Raw genomic sequence first — 17,063 nt, forward strand, 5'->3', positions numbered from 1 at the left:
CCGATTGCTCAAGAAAGATGCGGCCCACGGACTCCTTGGCAAAACGTCTTTGGTGTGACCGGCAATTGTTGCATGCGGGCGCCGCCCCGCCCTTCATACGCTGGTCACGAGGTCGTAAGGGTTGCCGTTTCCCGCCGAATACCCTATCAGCAGGCGGTCCATAGCCAATGAACAGCTTACCTGCCTTGTCTGCAGGAGTGAGCAGGAGACAGACGATGATTCAACTGACTTTCCCCGACAATTCCGTGCGCGAATACGAGGCTGGCACCACCGGCCTTGCCGTTGCCGAAGGCATTTCCAAGTCGCTGGCCAAAAAGGCCGTGGCGATGACGCTGGACGGGGAGCTGCAAGATCTCACCGATCCGATCAAGATCAGCCACAAGATTGAGATCGTCACCCGGGACGATCCGCGCGCTCTGGAGCTTATCCGCCACGACGCTGCGCATGTGATGGCTGAAGCCGTGCAGGAATTGTGGCCAGGCACCCAGGTCACCATTGGTCCGGTGATCGAGAACGGTTTTTATTACGATTTCAAGCGCGTCCATCCGGATAGCGGCGGCGACTGGCCGTTCACGCCGGAAGAACTGCCGGCGATCGAGAAGAAGATGCGTGAGATCATTGGCCGGGGCGCACAATTCACTAAGGAATTGTGGAGCCGAGAAGAGGCCAAGACCTATTTTGCCGCAAAAGGCGAAACCTACAAGGTCGAGCTGGTCGACGCGATCCCGGAAGATCAGGACCTGAAGATCTACAAGCAGGGCCAGTGGCTCGACCTGTGCCGGGGGCCGCATATGGTCTCCACCAGGCAGATCGGTGATGCCTTCAAGCTGATGAAGGTGGCCGGCGCCTATTGGCGCGGGGATTCCAACAACGAGATGCTGACCCGCATCTATGCGACCGCCTGGCAGAATGAAAAAGATCTGAAAGCCTATCTCCATATGCTGGAAGAGGCGGAAAAGCGCGATCACCGCAAGCTGGGCCGGGAGATGGACCTTTTCCATTTCCAGGAAGAGGGGCCGGGGGTTGTCTTCTGGCACCCAAAAGGCTGGGACATGTTCCAGAACCTGATTGCCTATAAGCGGCGGCGCCTGAAGGACGACTATAAGGAAGTGAACGCACCGCAGGTGCTGCACACGTCCTTGTGGGAGACTTCCGGCCACTGGACCTGGTACAAGGAGAACATGTTCTCCGTTCAATGTGCTGACCCGGAGGCGGAAGACGACCGGGTTTATGCACTCAAGCCGATGAACTGTCCCGGCCATGTTCAGATCTTCAAGCATGGTCTTAAAAGTTACCGGGATCTTCCTATGCGCCTTGCCGAATTCGGGATGGTGCACCGCTATGAGCCCTCCGGCGCTCTTCATGGTCTGATGCGCGTGCGCGGCTTCACCCAGGACGATGCCCATGTCTTTTGCACCGAAGAGCAGCTTGCCGAGGAATGCCTGAAGATCAATGAGCTGATCCTGTCGGTCTACAAGGATTTCGGCTTTGACGAGGTGGTGGTCAAACTCTCCACCCGGCCGGAAAAACGGGTCGGGTCCGACGAGATGTGGGACCATGCCGAGGCGGTCATGGGCGATGTGCTCAAGCAGATTGAAGCTGAGTCCGGCGGGCGGGTCAAAACGGACATCTTGCCGGGCGAGGGCGCGTTTTACGGGCCGAAATTCGAATACACCCTGCGCGACGCCATCGGCCGGGAGTGGCAATGCGGCACGACCCAGGTTGATTTCGCCCTCCCGGAACGGTTCGGCGCGTTCTATGTCGACAAGGACGGGGAAAAGAAGACCCCGGTTATGGTCCACCGGGCCATTTGCGGTTCGATGGAGCGGTTCCTCGGCATTCTCATTGAGAACTTTGCCGGGCATTTTCCGCTCTGGTTCGCACCGCTCCAGATCGTGGTGGCCACCATCACCTCCGAGGCGGATGCGTATGGGCAGGAAGTGGCTGATCTTTTGAAGTCCAAGGGGCTGAAGGTGGAAACGGATTTCCGCAATGAGAAGATCAACTACAAGGTTCGCGAGCATTCGCTGGCCAAGGTTCCGGTGATCATCGTTTGTGGAATGCGCGAAGCGGAAGAACGCACGGTGAATGTACGCCGCCTGGGCTCCAAGAACCAGACTGCGATGGGGCTGGACGAGGCCGTGGCCGGGTTCGTTGAAGAGGCGACACCGCCGGATCTGAAAGCCGATTGAGCTTGACCGGCTTGCCTTTTGTGGTCTGAAATCAGAGATTTCATCGCCAAGGACAAGACACTGCCAATCTGGATGAGCGAGACGCGTTTTAATCAAGCGTCAACGATGCCGGTAAGCGGAAAAACTGACATCTTGCACATTGTCCTTACGTTAGGGCAATGTGCCGTCACATTCTTGTAATATCGTGTCTGGTATTGGGGTGGTCATTTACCCAAAGTCAGTGAAGAGACGACGGCGACCGTGGATCACGCAGAATTCAGCTATGCCAATCCGGACCATCCGCCGATCAAGCGGTGGACGATCAGGGCAATTGAGGGTCTGTCCGGCCGCAAGAAATTGCTGGACCATTATCAGGTGTGGAAACACACGATGGTGGGCACGTCGGACTGTATCTGGAACGATCTGCTCGGGCTGATCAATCTGAATGTCTCCGTTGAAGCCGGGGAGTGGCCGCCCAGGAACCTGCCGGACGGTCCCCTGGTGCTGATCGCCAACCATCCCTATGGCATTGGCGATGGTCTGGCGATCCTGGCCCTGGCGGAACAGCTAAAACGCCCTTTCAAAATCCTGATCAACAATGAATTGCTGAAAGTGCCCGAAGTGCGGCCCTTTTCTCTGCCGGTTGATTTTGAGGAAACCAAGGACGCGCTGAAAACCAATATACGCACCCGCAAGGAAGCCTTGCAGCTGCTGCAGGAGGGGACGACGATCATCGTGTTTCCGGGCGGCGGCGTGGCAACGGCGGCCAAGCCCTTTGGCCGCGCGGAGGAGCTGCCCTGGAAAACCTTCACGGCGAAGATGATCCGGGCCTCCCGGGCGACGGTGCTGCCGCTTTATTTTCACGGCCAGAATTCCTGGGTGTTCCATCTGGTCAGCAAATATTCCCTGACCTTGCGGTTGGCGCTGCTTGTGCGCGAGTTCCGCCGCATTCTGGGCTCCGTGATCACGGCCCGGGCCGGGCAGGCGATCCCCTTTGAAACCCTCTCCGGTTTCAAGGATCAGAAGGAAATCATGGATTTTCTGCAAACGCGGGTCATGGAAATGGCCCCGGCCGAACCGGCCAAGCGCTTGCTCGCACGGCGGAGCTGACCTTCTACATAGCGTAATTCGGGCGTTCTTTGTCTTTGCCAGAATGCAACGGCGTGGTGACGTCCAGCTCTTTGATGGATCAGTCGGTGGAGGCTGTTTCCTGGGTTGCCAATTCACTCGTAGCGGTCACGACTTCCACTTCCCGGTCCTGACCGGGCACCACCTCGAATGTGTACAGATACGTGCGCCCGTTGTTGCGCGCCAAAGCCTCGTATTCCCCGGCAGCCAGAACAAAATCCGGGAAGGCGCCTGTGGCTTCGACCACCACGTGACCTCCGGCGCTCAACACCGACCAGGTGGTGTTTGCAATCGCTTCACCGCCCCGTTCGTTGACAAGTTTCAAGGTGATATCCGCGGCCTTGTGCAGGATTGTGGCCTCGGTCAGCTTGCCGGGAAGCACCTGAACATCGGCGCGGATGACTGCGTTCACATCCCCGTAGTGGCTGACAATATGATAGGTGTCCGCGCCCAGACGCACGATGGCACCGGGCTTGAGACCGCCAATGATTTTGTGCCGTTCGCCGCGTTCGTTAAACGTACGGTCATAGACATCGAAGGTCACCAGCTTGCTGTCGATGCTCTGGCCATCCTGAAGCGTGGCGCCGAACTTGATGCCGCCCGCATTCAAGGTGAGCATTTTCGACTGGACTTCCTTGCCGATGACAATCCGGTTGGTGGCCTGGGCATAACCGTAAGATGTGTGGATCAGATAGGCCCCCGGGTCCAGGCGGAATTCCGCGTCGCCACCTTTGGACGTGGCGACCAGATCCAGGCGTCCATTGGCATTCGGGGTTTCCGAATAGATGCGCCAGACCAGACCGTCATTCAGCGGAGCGCTATCTGGTGTCAGTTTGGCCATAAGATAGAGCGCGCCCTGGTCCAGACCTTCGCTCATGCCGGTCATGGCCGAATGGGCCGGAGCGTAGGGAAGGGGAGTGTCGGCAAAAAGCGGCTCGGGCTCCCGGTCCAGCAGATTGAGGATCTCGTCCGGATTGGCCGGTGCGTCAGGATGCGGCTTGGAGGGCGGTGGCATGGGCGCTTCAACGGTTGCAGCCTGTTCCGTGTCGGCCTGCACTGCAAAGGTCTGCGTGAAGAGCACCGGCGCAGCAACACCAAGAACAGCTGCAAGCCGCTTCAAAAGGCTAAGAGTTCTCTTGCCGTTGGTAATCGATCCTGCTTCCAACATGCCCACTTCATTGTCTATCTGGCCGCCAGAAGTCGCGGCGACCCGTCTTTTACACCAAATCGGTAGCGGGCGATACAAGCGTGTCGCGCTTTGCCACCAGCAAATGCAACCCGGCAGTCCGGTGCCCGGTTTCTTCGCAAAACCGGTATGTTTGCGGTGGGGCGAAACGGAAAAGCCCGTTCCTGTATGGACCTGAAAATCGGGCAAATTCAAGACAACTTTTCCGGTTCTACTGGCCGAGAAAGAAGGAACCGGCCCTCCGCCGTTGACAATTCAGGGCAATCAATTAGGTCCTTTGGGACAAAAGCCCCGCATGCAAGAGTGAATATTCATGTCAAATTTCAGCCCCCGGTCGCAGGAAACGCTTGCGTTCCTGCAAAAACGGCGTTCGCATCCGTCTGTTACCATGACTGGCCCCGGGCCGGACAAGGATCAGGTGGACGAGATCCTCACAATTGCGGCCCGGGTGCCCGATCACGGCAAGCTGGCCCCCTGGCGGTTTGTCCTTTACCCGCAAGAGCAGGGAGAGGCGATTGGCGAAAAGCTTGCCGCGCTCTATGAAGACAGGAACGGGCCGCTTGACAGCGATCAGAGGCACAAAGAGCTGACCCGGTTCACGCGAGCCCCGTTGGTCATCGGGGTTGTGAGCACTGCGGCTGACCATGCCAAGATCCCGCTCTGGGAGCAGGAACTGTCCGCCGGAGCGGTCTGTATGAACCTGGTTACGGCGGCGGCCGCAAGCGGATTTGCCTCCCAATGGCTGACTGAATGGTACGCCTTCGACACGGAGGCGGCGGCCTTTCTTGGGGCGGAAGACGGTGAGCGCTTTGCCGGCTTTGTCCATATCGGGACCCCGAGCCAGGCGCCGGTGGAGCGGCCCAGACCCGATCTGGCGGATCTTGTGAGCATCTTCGGGGAGCCGCACTGACATGTTCTATGACACTGACGCCAATGATCACGGACTGCCCCACAATCCGTTCAAGGCCATCGTGACCCCGCGGCCCATCGGCTGGATTTCCTCGGTTGATGCGCAAGGCCGTCCCAACCTTGCTCCTTACAGTTTCTTCAATGCGGTCGGTGACCGGCCGCCGATCGTCATGTTTGCCTCCTCCGGTTACAAGGACAGCGTATCCAATGTGGAGGCGACTGGGGAATTCGTCTGCAACATGGCGAGCTTTGATCTCAAGGAGGAGATGAATGTCTCCTCGGCGGCCGTCCCCCATGAGACGAGCGAGTTCGAATTGTCCGGGCTTGAGATGGCGCCGGGCCGGCTGGTGAATGTGCCGCGTGTTGCCAGGGCGGTGACGGCGCTGGAATGCAAACATCTGCAAACCATGCGGCTGGCGGATTTAGGCGGTGCGCAGACCCAGTCCTGGGTCGTGTTCGGCCAGGTTGTCGGCATTCACATTGATGACAGCATTCTGGTGGACGGCATGGTCGATGTGACCCGCTTCAAACCTCTGTCCCGTCTCGGCTATATGGATTATGCGGCAGTGAGCGAAGTGTTTCAGATGAAGCGGCCTGAAGTCTGACGCGTTGCGCCTTCCGGGGGACCGGCCACCGGGCGGGCTCCCCTGAGCCCGTTTCGGCCTTCAGGCGACTCGACAGGATTTTTGTGTGTTTCGGTCTCGGTTTTTCAGATTGATTTTTCCCAAGAAAAGTCCCGGAACCTTTGGGATTTCCACTTTTTCCGCTTTGGCCCTTGTCAAGAATTCGGGCAAGGAAGATTAAATCGGTGCCCAGGGCCCTCCAAATGGCGTCGGCTGTGGGCTGTTAAGGATTTGTTAACTATTAAAGCGCGAAATTAACCAAGTGATAACCAGTTCCGTCGAGGAGATAGGGGCATGCGTGTTGCCGACACACCCTCGATCGCGTCTCGGATCGAGCTTGCATTTCAGTCAGCGAGTAACTCAACAGGAACGTCTTTTGACTACCTGGTGAAAACGGCTGCCCGGGAATCTTCCTTCAATCCGGCGGCAAAGGCCAAGACGTCGAGTGCGACGGGATTGTTCCAGTTCATTGAATCCACCTGGCTGGAGACAATGAAAGAGGCGGGGCCCCAGCACGGGCTTGAGAAATATTCCGACCAGATTCAGCGCAGCAAGAGCGGCAAATTCTACGTCAAGGACGCCCAGATGCGGCAGGAGATCCTGGATCTGCGCAAGGATCCGGAAATCTCGTCCATGATGGCGGGTGCCTTGACCCAGAAAAACGCCAACTACCTGGAGCGCAGGATCGGCCGGGAGCCGACCGATGGTGAGCTTTACATGGCCCACTTCCTTGGGGCACATGGCGCCAGCCGTCTGATCGATGCCACCAATGCCAATCCCGATATGCGTGCCGACAAGATGTTTTCTGCCCAGGCGCGGGCCAACAAGCCGATCTTTTATGAAAGAAACGGCAAGGCCCGGTCCATGCAGGAGGTCTATGAGGTCATCGTTTCAAAGCATGATGCGGTGTCCAGAATAGCCTCTGCCGGAAACAGCAAGGATCTGCGCAGTTCGGGCGAACTTCTCAACGTGGCGGCCTTGCCGTCTTCTAAGCCGCTTCATGCCATTCAGGGTATTGATCAGGAAGAGTTCGATCATCTGGCAGGCGATCCTGCGGCAGCCTTTGCCATGCGCTCCAAGCCTCTGTCTCCGGGCCAGATTGCCGCGGCTGCGTCCGGTTTGCCAGGGGTAAATGAGATTGCGCTGGCGGAAACCAGCGTGCCCCTGCCGCAAAGACGCCCGGATCAGAGCACGGAGGCAGCCGGGCCTGGTGAGCCGGCGCCGGTGACCGTGGCGGCTGCAAACCAGCCTGAACCGCAGGATCCGCGTGAAGCGGCCATCAATGGCACTGCTCCCGACACGCCGAGGGCCGCGTCCCGGGTTGTGTCAGCATTTCAGGCTGCAGAAACTGCCAACCCGTTCGAAGCCTTGTTCCGAAATGATCAAGGGTCCTCGGATGCCGGTATGAATCCGCGCTTTGCCTCTGCCTTTGCAGCGGTGGAAGAGGCAGCCCTGTTTGGCACCTTGTCCGGCGCGTCCAACCAGGTGGCGGCACAGGAGTTGGCTCTTGCAGATCAGGGCGGTCCGCTCGATCTGACACGGTTTTTGCGGCTGAAGGCAGAGGAAGAGCAGAAGGATCTCCTGCCGCCAGCCTGATCACTTTTATAAACGGGTATCGGCAAAATTATAGTGAACCGATCGTTAAGTCTTTGCTGTCAGACTGGTTTCAGTTTCTTGAAACAGACAGATTGCCGCCATGACCGGACACGACCTTTTGCATGTGACCCACGACGATGATCGGGAGCAGGATATTCTTTCCGCTAAGGAAATCGCAGAAAGATGCCTGGCCGCCGAAGACGGCAGTGAGGAAAGGGTGACCATGGCTGCGGCGTTGACGGTTCTTCTGGACGATCCCAGCCGGGGCGTGCGAAAGGCGATTGCCAGGGTTTTGGCCAAAAGCGCCTATGCGCCCGGACATGTGGTCCGCTGTCTGGCGAGTGATGTCGACGAGGTCGCCGTGCCGGTCCTGTCATCATCCCCGATTTTGAGCGAAGCGGAACTGGTCGACCTTCTGGCGCAAGGCAATGATGCGGTTCAAGCGGCAATCGCCGGACGGGCCGATCTCCCGGCTTCGGTCAGTGCCGCTCTGTGCGAGGTCGGCAGCGAAAGTGCCTGCCGCGCCCTGCTGGCCAATGGCTCGGCCCAGGTGCTGCAATCCTCTCTTTTGCGGCTTGCACAGCGGTTCGAAGACCGCCCGGACATTTGCGACCAGTTGCTCAAGACCCGCGATCTGCCGCTGTCCAACCGCTATGAACTCCTGATGCGGTTGGCGGAAAGCCTGGACGACCATCCGCTGGTTCTGGAACGGGTGCCGGAAAACCAGCGCCATACTTTCCTGAGTGATGCGGAGGACAAGGTGGTTCTGCGTCTGGCGCTTGAGGCCAGCGAAGCCGAGCTGCCGGAGTTTGTTGAACATCTGCGCGCCCGGGGCAAGTTGAACACCCGCTTGCTGCTGCGCTCCGTCTGCTGCGGGCGTTTGCGGTTCTTTGCCGCCGCGCTTGCCAATCTGGGTCAGGTGCCGCTGCCGCGCTTGTGCAAATTGCTCATGACCGTGCGCCGCTCCGCGCTTCAGGCCATCCTGCGCAAGGCCGGACTGCCGTTGCGCGCACATCAGGCGTTCCTTCTGGCGATCGATATTGCCCGTCAGGCTGATGCGGATTTTACCTATGATCTGGCATTGGATGAAGCCCGGCTTCTGACCGAGACCCTCCTGGAAGAGATGCAGGATGGTGCGCTTGGGGCCGATGAGGATGTCGCGGCCTTCCTTCGCCGCTTCGCCATCGAGGTGGCCCGGCTGGAGGCGCGCCTCTTGGTGAAAAACGGCACCTTGCAGGTTACCAAAGCTGCTTAGAGCCTCGTGCGATCAGTCTGCACCATTTGATGCTGGAAAGCAGATCCTTCGGCAAGGCGCTTTGCGCAGCGCGATGCGGCAGGTGCTGTCGTCAGGCGTCGTCGTCAGGTGGTGGCGGAAACTGTTTCAAATAGTCTTCCGAAACGCTTTCAAGACTTTCAAGAAGTTCCACACCGGTCTTGTTGCCGTCATCCTTGGCGCCTTCCATGACCATGGCCCGGATGGCTTCCACATAGCGTTCGGCCAGTTCCAGCGGCAGTTTGTCGGCAGAAGGAACGGTTTCGATCAGATGGCAGAACCCTGCGGCGACCTGGCCGACCAGCGGAAAGCCAAGCGTCAGGGCCTGGCCCTTGATATTGTGGGCTGCCTGGAACAGGGGCGCCAGTGTGTCTTCAGAAAGGCCCTCGCTCTGGAGACAGTCCCAGGCACTCAATAAGTCCTTGGTTTCGTTATCCATCCAGTTGCCGAAATGGCTTGAAAGGCGTTCCAGGGCCGCTTCCGCCGCCTTGACCGGATCGAACTTCTTGGCTTCCCGGGGCGTGAGAACACGGACTTTCCTGCGCAGATCGTCAGGCGGGGTCAAGACTTCGTATTCCTGTTCCGGATCCTGAACGGTTTCGGCCATGGGTGGTTTTGTCTCCGTGGGCAGCAGACCTTAAAGGGTGTTGCGGACAGTATGATGGTACAGCCTTAACAGGCTGTTGCCATTGCCGCTCTTCACCGGATCTTTGCCTCGCGGCGCAGGGCCCGAGGCAGTCAGTACCGGAACATCTCGCTCAGGATACGCTCATCCCAGTCATGATCGGCATCGAACATGATCACCCCCTGGATGTCCTGCGCTTCGCAGACGGAGACCCGGGTGACATTGCGGATTTCCTTGTGGTCTGCAGAAGCGCTGACCGGGCGTTTGTAGGAGGCCAGAATGTCGATATCAACAGTCGCGTGGTTGGGCAGCAGGGCGCCGCGCCAGCGCCGGGGCCGGAAGGCACTGATGGGCGTCAGCGCCAGAAGCTGGGCGGTGATCGGCAGTATCGGGCCGTGGGCGGACAGGTTATAGGCGGTGCTGCCGGCCGGTGTCGCCACGATGATGCCGTCGCAGACAAGCTCGTCCAGCCTGGTCTTGCCGTCGACGGACACCATGAGCTGCGCGGCCTGGGAGGTCTGGCGCAAAAGAGAAACCTCGTTGATGGCCAGCGCCGTGTGACGGGTGCCGCTTTCATCCAGCGCAGTCATCTTAAGTGGCCGGATGGTGGTGGTGTCGGCTTTGGCAAGCCGTTCGGGCAGGTCGTCTTCCCGGTATTCGTTCATGAGAAAGCCGACCGAACCCCGGTTCATGCCATAGATCGGCGTGCCCCCAGCCATATGCTCGTGCAGGGTCTGCAGCATCAGGCCATCCCCGCCCAGGGCCACGATCACGTCGGCGGATTCTGCTGCCACGTTGCCATAGCGGGCGGACAGGGCGAGGAGCGCGCTTTGAGCCTCTTCCGTGTCGCTGGCGACAAAGGCCAGCTTGTCGGTCGCAACAGGGCGGGGATCAGCAGATGTCACGGAGATCGCAGCTTGGTTCATGGGGCACTGGGGTCACTTGTTGTCTGGCCGCTGAAAAGAATTGTCACGGCATCGCCATGCGTCTCAAGCAGCGCATGCCCTATCGGAAGATGGACCTCTACCATAGCGGGATTTGCGCTTGCGAGCAGTGCTTTTTTCTGAAGGACTACTTTTCCGGTTTCTGCCGTGGGAGCCCGGCAGGCTTTGGCAGGTCTGGTGCGGTGGTTTCTGCCGCCTGATCGCAAGAGGCGGTCTTGATCAAGTCCTGCCATTCGGAAAACGGAACGACAACCGAGCGTTCGTCATTGATCTTGGCAGACATGACGGCGGCCACCCGGGGGCCGAAGATCGTGTTGACCATGAGCGGGCCGCCGGAGGCTCCGGTTTCCGTATTGCAATCGGTGATCCAGACATCGGATTGGCTGCCGAGAACGGAACAGGAGGACACGACGGTTGGCAGATAGGGCCGGCTGCGCCGGTAGCCAACGGACAGAAAGCGGCTGGTGGAGGGTACGCGTTTTGATTCTTCGGGCGTCAGCGCAGGCAGGGGAAACAGCGTGCTCGGTTCCTTCAGGATTATCAGGCCGATGTCAGAGCGCAACTCGCTGATTTTCGGCCGCCGGCGGGGAATATAGCTGTCAAGGGTGAGCAGGCATTGCGCTTCCAGGCGGGCGGCATATTCATCCCGCCGGACCCCGGCAATGAAAAGGACCTCCTCGGCGGGCAGTTTCTTTTTTGTCTTGGACGAGACGATGCAATGGGCGGCGGTGAGCACCTTGTTGGGGGCAATCAGAGTACCCGTGCAGCTGGAGACGGATTTATACCCGGCCCGGTTCACCCGGCCGATGGAGTGCCAAGGATAGTCCGTGCTGTCGATAACCTTGAGCTCGGCCTTTGCAGCGGCAGCTGCAGTAGGGGACGCCAGCGCGAGGATTGCGCAAAACATCAGCCAAGCCAATATGTTGAGTGTTGATCCGGCTGAAACCTGGTTGGCCTTGCCATCCCGCATTGCGTCTTGCCCTTATGTCTCGCAGTCCTTGGCGCCTTGCACGTGCACGAAGGGGCCGGACCCGGTGCGAAGCGGTCTATTGGCTATAATAGTCCCAGACCATCGTTCTTGCGAGTGTCTCGTCATTGTGCCGAAGGCGGGTGGAAAGCAGCGCCTCGGCCTGCTGAAGAGCGACGTCCGGCGGGGCTGAGGGCACGTGGCCGAACCCGTGCGGGTCTGAGCGGCCGGACAGCAGGTTGGGCAGCCCGGAAAAATGGACATAGTGCCAGTCCTCAGTCAGCCGGGAGATAAGGGCGGGAGCCGTGTCCGGCGCTGTTCCGGGGAGCGTTTCTGGCCCCAGACCGGGAAAGAGATGGGGCCAGCGCCGCATCAGCTCCCGGAAGTCATATTCCCACAGAGCCGCGTCCCGCCATCTGAGAGGGGTCTGACCTTTCAGGAACGGCATCAACGTGCTGCCATCGGGGGCGTGCTGCGGATCGAGATCCAGAAGATCGAGCAGCGTCGCGAAAATGTCGACAGCGGACGTGTAGGCGGTAACGCGATTGCCTTCAAGGCCCCCGGGCAGGCGGATCATCAGCGGGATATGATAGCTCTGACGAAAATAGCCGCCTTTGCCCAGCATCCAGTGATCGCCCATCATTTCCGCATGGTCGGAGGTAAAGATGACCATCGTGTCCGGGAAGGCTGTCAGTGCTTCGAAGATCCGGCCGAGCTGGGCATCGACTTCCGTGATCATGCCGTAATAAAGCGCGCGGATGCGGGCCAGATCCCGCCGGCTTAGATCCCGGACAAGACCGTCGGCGCCTGGAATGTGGCTGGCGAGCTGCTGATACGCCTGAAGCGCGGCGATCAGGGGATGAGCCGCAGCTTCCAGGTCAGGGGTATCGGCCCCGGCAAAGTCCGGACCGCTGTCCGGGTCATAGAGCTTGTTATAGGGCTCCGGCACCGCCATGGGCGGATGGGGCCGCAGAAACGAAATATGGGCCATGAAGGGGGCCCCTTCCGTCTCTCTTTCTGCGAGCCAGTCCAGAAAGGCATTGGTCAGGAAGGCGGTCTGGGTTTCATCGCTCGCATAGCGCGGTGCGTTCAGCGAGATCCTTTCACCCTTTTCCGGGGCCACATGATGAATGCTGTCAAAATGGGACGGGTCGTGGCCTCTCGAGGCAAGCCAGGAAAGCCATGGCTTGTCGTCTTCCGGCAGGCTCTGTCGCACGTCAAAGCCCGGTAAAACACCCTCATAGGTCTGAAGCGCCGGATCGGCAGGATCGTGCAGCCGCGGGTCCGGTGAAGTGTCCGTATAGCCGAAGAGGGTTGGCCGGTAGCCGGCCCTCCGGGCGGCGCGGGCAAGGTTGTCGAACCGGTCATCCAGCGGCGCGCCGTTCCAGACGACCCGGTGGTTCATCTGGTAAAGGCCGGTATAGAGGCAGGCGCGGGCAGGCGAGCAGGGTGCGGTGCCTGCATAATGCTGCTCGAATACCGTTGCGGTTCTGCCAAACGCATCCAGATGGGGTGTTTTCACCACGGGATGGCCAAGGCTGCCGATACAGTCTCCACGCCACTGGTCGGCGGTGATGAGGAGAATATTCGGGCGGCGGGTCATGCCGCCTCCAGTTTTTCGATCAGGGTCGGAAGATCGGCCACCGTGTCGATCACATGGTCGGCCCCGGCCTGTTTTAGCTTTTCTGTGGCAAAGGCGCGCAAGGCGTCGATTTCATCAGAGGTGAGGGCTTCCAGCTCCTGCGGTGTCTTGCCCGCATAATTGCCGGACAGGGCAAGGCCCACTGTCACACAGCCTGCGGCGACGCCTTCGGCAATGCCTGGTTCCGTGTCATCCACCTTGATGACCGCCTGGGGCGGATAGACCACCAGATCGACAAAACACTTATACATGCCAAGCGGGCCGGGACGGCCTTCCGGCAGATCGTCGGCACAGACCAGATTGTCCGGTGCATAGCCCTGGCGTGCCGCTTTCGGCAGTACCCGCTCCATGATCGAACGGGTGTAGCCCGTGGTTGACCCAATCTTGAGGCCCTTGTCCCGGAGAGTTTTGACCATGCTGGCAGCGCCGGGCACCAGGTCGGCGAAATCGGCGACGACCTCCTCGTTCATGGGAACGAAGACCTCATAGACCCTGTCCACATCCGCGTCAGCCGGAGCTGCGCCATATTTGGCGGCCCATTGGGCGGCAATGTCCGGGTCGTTCATCATGTCGCGGATGTGATCCCATTTCGGCTTGCCCATGGGACCTCTGGCCTGATCGATGGTGGCCGTGATGCCAAACGTTCCGAAGGCCTTGACGAAGACCCCCATTGGCGCAAAGGACCCGAAATCGATCATCGTACCGGCCCAGTCGAAAACGACCGCTTTGAATTTGCTCATAATTTTTCCTCAGGCATACAGATTGGCAATGGTTTCCTCACCAATGGCAAAGGCGGTTGAGGCGCCGCAGCCGGCCGTCACCATGACAACCCGTGTGGCATCGTCCGGCGCATCGGTCAGGCGCCAGCGGTCCGGGGCCGAGGCATAGGTGCCGATCCAGGTTTCCGAGACCTCGTAGGCGCCCAGATCGAGCAAGGTGTTCATCTCGGTCAGGATCAGATCGTTCACGCCCTTTTCGATAAAGGGGTCCGGGGTCGGGTCATAATGGTGGCTGTCGCCCACCACGAGGCTGCCATCGGCCGACTGGACCACGATCAGGTGAATGCCGTTCTCCCGGTATGCGCGCATGTCCCGGTCGAGCCGGGCCTTCAGGGCCTCGGCTTCAGGTAGTTCTGCATAGCCGAGATAGCGGGCCAGGCCGAGATCGGACATGACGGCTGTGCCAAGCGCAGTCTTCTTTTCCGGTGTGACCCGGAGCATCTGCAATTTGCAGCGGGAAACGTCATAGGAGGCGATGCGGCCGCTGAAAAGGGTTGTGCCGTCATCGCCCGGACAGACGACCACAGTGTCCGCATGCACGGGCCCGCGCGAGGTTTCAAGCTTCGGCGTGTCGACCGCATTCACGCTTGTCTGCCACAGGAAGTCGACCCCGTGGGCTGCTTCCAGCCAATTGGCGATCTGGGGCAGAGCGTCTTTGGATTCCACCCGCACCTCCAGGGGCGAATAAAGCGCACTTGAAATGGTGTTCGGGCGCAGGCAAGGCACTTTTTCGGCAGCTTCGCTGGCCGTCAGCTGGCGGCATTCGGCGCCCATCTCGGTTTTCAAAAAGGCGTTTATCACGGCCTCCGATTCCGGCAGCCGGGCGGTCATGGTCAGGCCTTCCTGCAACAGCTCGATCTCGGCGGCCTTTGCCACGTCGCCCCAGATAGAGCGGCTGCGCGCAGCCATGGTCCAGCAGTCACCGGCCTGCTGGCCTGTCACGGTCACAAAGCCGAAATTGCGGATAGAGGCGCCGTTCGCGACACTGTCGCGCTCGATCACAACAACCTTCTTGCCGCGTTTGACGGCGGCCAGCGCATGTGCGAGGCCGACGATCCCGGCGCCGACAACGGCGAGATCATAGAATGTCTGTCTCATACGGGACGTCTCTCAGGCTTTTAGTTTTGGTCTTGAGAAATCAAAGTCTTCGGTAAAGTGGCAAGCCACAAAATGCTCTTCCGATACCTCCCGCCACTCTGGTGGCTCTGCGGAGCAGCGCTCTTTGGCAAAGGGGCAGCGGCTATGGAAACGGCATCCGGCAGGGGCGTCCAGGGGATTGGGGATTTCCCCCTGAAGCCGGATCGGGTTGAACTCCACGTCCGGATCGGCTTGGGGGATCGCGGATAGGAGCGCGTGGGTGTAGGGGTGCTTGGGGTCGAAAAACAGTTTTTCGGTTGGAGCATATTCCACAAATTTGCCCACATACATTACCGCCACCCGGTGGCTCATCTGGGCCACGACCGACAGATCGTGCGCGATGAACAGGAAGGCCACATGCATCTCTTCCTGCAGATCTTTCAATAGGTTGACGATTTCTGCCTGGATCGAAACATCAAGAGCGGACACGCTTTCGTCGCAGACGATAAAATCGGGCTTTGAGACGAGCGCGCGGGCAATGCAGATGCGCTGGCGCTGACCGCCGGAAAAGGCGTGTGGAAAGCGGCGCAGATGTTCCAGGTTGAGCTTGCAGCGTCCTGCAATCTCGCGCACCCGCGCATCGATGGCCTCCCGGTCCTTCATCATGCCGGAGGCAATCAGGGGTTCTGCAATTATGTCGCGCACGGTCATGCGCGGGTTGAGGGACGAATAAGGGTCCTGGAACACCAGACTCATCTTGGAGCGGAACAGGCGCAGCCGGTCCGCCGCCAGGGTCGACAGCTGCACCTTGCCTTCAGAAAAGACCATGTTCATGTGCTGGCGGAATTTGCGCAGCTCTTCGCCCTCCGCATGGGCAACGTCAATGTCCTGACCGGCCGTGTGAAAGATCACATCCCCGTCCGTCGGATCAATGGCCCGCAGGATGGCCCGCCCGACCGTGGTCTTGCCGGACCCGGATTCTCCCACAAGACCGACGGTCTCGCCCCGCCGGATCTCAAAGGAGACGCCATCGACGGCCCGGAGCTGGCGGGTCTCTGAGGAAAACAGCTTCTTCTTGCGGACGGGAAACCGGACTTCCAGGTCCTTGACCTCAATAAGAATGTTGTCCGTGCTCATGCTGCGCTCCTTCCCTGCTCGGGCTGCTGGTAGAGCCAGCAGCGCACCGACCGTTCCGGACCGGAGGGGGTCTCCGGGGGGGCGTTCACGTCACAGGTGCCGGAAACCGCATCCGGGCAGCGGGTGTGGAAGGGGCAGCCGGACGGGCGCTCTGTGGGGCTCGGCATGTCACCGGGGACCGGAGAGAGCCGGTCATGCAGGGTATCGAGGCTCGGGATCGCCTTGAGCAGCCCCTGAGTGTAGGGGTGCTGGGGCCGCCGGATGATGTCCCGGGTCGGGCCGCGCTCGACAATGGTGCCCAGATACATCACCGCCACCTCGTCTGCGATCTGGGCAATCACGCCCAGATCGTGGGTGATGAAAATCATGGACATTCCCAGATCCCGCTGCAGGGCGCGCATCAGGTCCAGCACCTGGGCCTGAATGGTCACGTCAAGGGCTGTTGTCGGCTCGTCGGCAATCAGAAGCGCAGGGCCGGCGGAAAGGGCAAGGGCAATCATTGCCCGCTGGCGCATGCCACCGGACATTTCGTGGGGAAACTGGTCCACCCGCTCGGACGGATTGGAAATGCCGACCTTGTCCAGCATTTCCACTGCCAGATCCCGGGCCATGCGGCGGCTGCAGTTCCGGTGCAGTTGGATGGCCTCCATCATCTGATTGCCGATGGTATAGACGGGGGAAAAGCTGGCCATGGGTTCCTGGAAGATCATGCCGATTTCCCCGCCGCGCAATTGCTGCAGGGCGCGGGAGTTCCGCTTGATCTTGTGGATCCCGATCTCCTTGCCATCCTTGGCCCTGTAAGTGATCCGCGTGTCTTCCGACAGGCTGGCATTTCCGGGCAGAAGCTGCATGAGCGCCTTGGTGGAAATCGACTTGCCCGAGCCGCTTTCCCCGACAATCCCGAGGGTCTTTCCGGCTTCCACCGAAAAGCTGACGCCCTGAACCGGGGTGATACGGCCTTCATCCGTGTCGAAGGAAATGGAGAGGTTTTCAACGGTCAGCATGG

At 59.8% G+C, this 17,063-nt stretch carries 15 protein-coding genes; 6 read left to right on the forward strand and 9 right to left on the reverse strand.

All coding sequences use genetic code 11. The features are described 5' to 3' along the window. Positions 1–215: 215 nt before the first annotated feature. Both thrS and ACXAH0_RS02285 read left to right on the forward strand, forming a co-directional pair. Positions 216–2,192 carry a threonine--tRNA ligase gene (gene thrS, locus ACXAH0_RS02280; protein WP_475188771.1) on the forward strand — a complete coding sequence of 659 codons (1,977 nt, stop codon included), beginning with the start codon at positions 216–218 and terminating at the stop codon, positions 2,190–2,192. 240 nt (positions 2,193–2,432) lie between these two features. Beyond that, the gene (locus ACXAH0_RS02285; RefSeq protein ID WP_475188773.1) at positions 2,433–3,281 is read left to right on the forward strand and encodes a lysophospholipid acyltransferase family protein; all 849 of its coding nucleotides are present in this window, start codon (positions 2,433–2,435) and stop codon (positions 3,279–3,281) included. 79 nt (positions 3,282–3,360) lie between these two features. Here the strand turns inward: ACXAH0_RS02285 and ACXAH0_RS02290 are convergent, their stop codons facing one another. Next, positions 3,361–4,467 carry a hypothetical protein gene (locus ACXAH0_RS02290; RefSeq protein WP_475188774.1) on the reverse strand — a complete coding sequence of 369 codons (1,107 nt, stop codon included), beginning with the start codon at positions 4,465–4,467 and terminating at the stop codon, positions 3,361–3,363. A 331-nt stretch (positions 4,468–4,798) separates the two neighbouring features. On the opposite strand from ACXAH0_RS02290, the gene ACXAH0_RS02295 reads away from it, so the two are divergent. The 4 genes from ACXAH0_RS02295 (at position 4,799) to ACXAH0_RS02310 (ending at position 8,868) form a co-directional block, all read left to right on the forward strand. Further along, positions 4,799–5,395 (forward strand): nitroreductase family protein, encoded by a 597-nt coding sequence (locus ACXAH0_RS02295; protein ID WP_475188778.1) that lies wholly within the window; start codon positions 4,799–4,801, stop codon positions 5,393–5,395. Between the two features lies 1 nt (position 5,396). Beyond that, positions 5,397–5,999: a flavin reductase family protein gene (locus ACXAH0_RS02300; RefSeq protein WP_475188781.1), complete on the forward strand. Its 603-nt coding sequence runs from the start codon at positions 5,397–5,399 to the stop codon at positions 5,997–5,999. A 312-nt stretch (positions 6,000–6,311) separates the two neighbouring features. Further along, a complete protein-coding gene (locus ACXAH0_RS02305; protein WP_475188783.1) occupies positions 6,312–7,613 on the forward strand; it encodes a lytic transglycosylase domain-containing protein in 1,302 nt (433 codons plus the stop codon). A gap of 100 nt (positions 7,614–7,713) precedes the next feature. Next, a complete protein-coding gene (locus tag ACXAH0_RS02310; protein WP_475185141.1) occupies positions 7,714–8,868 on the forward strand; it encodes a DUF2336 domain-containing protein in 1,155 nt (384 codons plus the stop codon). A 91-nt stretch (positions 8,869–8,959) separates the two neighbouring features. Here ACXAH0_RS02310 and ACXAH0_RS02315 read toward each other — a convergent pair whose 3' ends face one another. The 8 genes from ACXAH0_RS02315 to ACXAH0_RS02350 form a co-directional block, all read right to left on the reverse strand. Then, positions 8,960–9,493: an Hpt domain-containing protein gene (locus ACXAH0_RS02315; RefSeq protein WP_475188787.1), complete on the reverse strand. Its 534-nt coding sequence runs from the start codon at positions 9,491–9,493 to the stop codon at positions 8,960–8,962. Positions 9,494–9,624: 131 nt separating this feature from the next. Then, entirely contained in the window at positions 9,625–10,437 is an 813-nt protein-coding gene (locus ACXAH0_RS02320; RefSeq protein WP_475185127.1) for an NAD kinase, read from the reverse strand. Positions 10,438–10,582: 145 nt separating this feature from the next. Further along, positions 10,583–11,362 carry a trypsin-like serine peptidase gene (locus ACXAH0_RS02325; protein WP_475185121.1) on the reverse strand — a complete coding sequence of 260 codons (780 nt, stop codon included), beginning with the start codon at positions 11,360–11,362 and terminating at the stop codon, positions 10,583–10,585. A 139-nt stretch (positions 11,363–11,501) separates the two neighbouring features. Further along, positions 11,502–13,025 (reverse strand): sulfatase-like hydrolase/transferase, encoded by a 1,524-nt coding sequence (locus tag ACXAH0_RS02330; RefSeq protein ID WP_475188791.1) that lies wholly within the window; start codon positions 13,023–13,025, stop codon positions 11,502–11,504. Next, positions 13,022–13,804 (reverse strand): phosphonoacetaldehyde hydrolase, encoded by a 783-nt coding sequence (gene phnX, locus ACXAH0_RS02335; protein ID WP_475188793.1) that lies wholly within the window; start codon positions 13,802–13,804, stop codon positions 13,022–13,024. The genes ACXAH0_RS02330 and phnX overlap by 4 nt, the downstream gene beginning before the upstream one ends. 9 nt (positions 13,805–13,813) lie before the next feature. Then, positions 13,814–14,941 carry a TIGR03364 family FAD-dependent oxidoreductase gene (locus ACXAH0_RS02340; protein WP_475188794.1) on the reverse strand — a complete coding sequence of 376 codons (1,128 nt, stop codon included), beginning with the start codon at positions 14,939–14,941 and terminating at the stop codon, positions 13,814–13,816. A 12-nt stretch (positions 14,942–14,953) separates the two neighbouring features. After that, positions 14,954–16,057 (reverse strand): ABC transporter ATP-binding protein, encoded by a 1,104-nt coding sequence (locus tag ACXAH0_RS02345; protein WP_475188796.1) that lies wholly within the window; start codon positions 16,055–16,057, stop codon positions 14,954–14,956. Then, positions 16,054–17,061, reverse strand: coding sequence for an ABC transporter ATP-binding protein (locus ACXAH0_RS02350; RefSeq protein ID WP_475188800.1), 1,008 nt, complete (start codon positions 17,059–17,061; stop codon positions 16,054–16,056). Before ACXAH0_RS02350 ends, ACXAH0_RS02345 begins: the two co-directional genes overlap by 4 nt. Positions 17,062–17,063 lie beyond the last annotated feature (2 nt).

The sequence above is a fragment of the Roseibium sp. AWQ4_290 genome, assembly GCF_056160985.1.

Excerpts from the sequence above, each read along its gene's own strand:
- thrS (WP_475188771.1), top strand. The coding sequence starts at position 216 with ATGATTCAACTGACTTTCCCCGACAATTCCGTGCGCGAATACGAGGCT.
- ACXAH0_RS02290 (WP_475188774.1), bottom strand. The coding sequence starts at position 4,467 with ATGTTGGAAGCAGGATCGATTACCAACGGCAAGAGAACTCTTAGCCTT.
- ACXAH0_RS02295 (WP_475188778.1), top strand. The coding sequence starts at position 4,799 with ATGTCAAATTTCAGCCCCCGGTCGCAGGAAACGCTTGCGTTCCTGCAA.
- ACXAH0_RS02300 (WP_475188781.1), top strand. The coding sequence starts at position 5,397 with ATGTTCTATGACACTGACGCCAATGATCACGGACTGCCCCACAATCCG.
- ACXAH0_RS02305 (WP_475188783.1), top strand. The coding sequence starts at position 6,312 with ATGCGTGTTGCCGACACACCCTCGATCGCGTCTCGGATCGAGCTTGCA.
- ACXAH0_RS02310 (WP_475185141.1), top strand. The coding sequence starts at position 7,714 with ATGACCGGACACGACCTTTTGCATGTGACCCACGACGATGATCGGGAG.
- ACXAH0_RS02315 (WP_475188787.1), bottom strand. The coding sequence starts at position 9,493 with ATGGCCGAAACCGTTCAGGATCCGGAACAGGAATACGAAGTCTTGACC.
- ACXAH0_RS02320 (WP_475185127.1), bottom strand. The coding sequence starts at position 10,437 with ATGAACCAAGCTGCGATCTCCGTGACATCTGCTGATCCCCGCCCTGTT.
- ACXAH0_RS02325 (WP_475185121.1), bottom strand. The coding sequence starts at position 11,362 with ATGTTTTGCGCAATCCTCGCGCTGGCGTCCCCTACTGCAGCTGCCGCT.
- ACXAH0_RS02330 (WP_475188791.1), bottom strand. The coding sequence starts at position 13,025 with ATGACCCGCCGCCCGAATATTCTCCTCATCACCGCCGACCAGTGGCGT.
- phnX (WP_475188793.1), bottom strand. The coding sequence starts at position 13,804 with ATGAGCAAATTCAAAGCGGTCGTTTTCGACTGGGCCGGTACGATGATC.
- ACXAH0_RS02340 (WP_475188794.1), bottom strand. The coding sequence starts at position 14,941 with ATGAGACAGACATTCTATGATCTCGCCGTTGTCGGCGCCGGGATCGTC.
- ACXAH0_RS02345 (WP_475188796.1), bottom strand. The coding sequence starts at position 16,057 with ATGAGCACGGACAACATTCTTATTGAGGTCAAGGACCTGGAAGTCCGG.
- ACXAH0_RS02350 (WP_475188800.1), bottom strand. The coding sequence starts at position 17,061 with ATGCTGACCGTTGAAAACCTCTCCATTTCCTTCGACACGGATGAAGGC.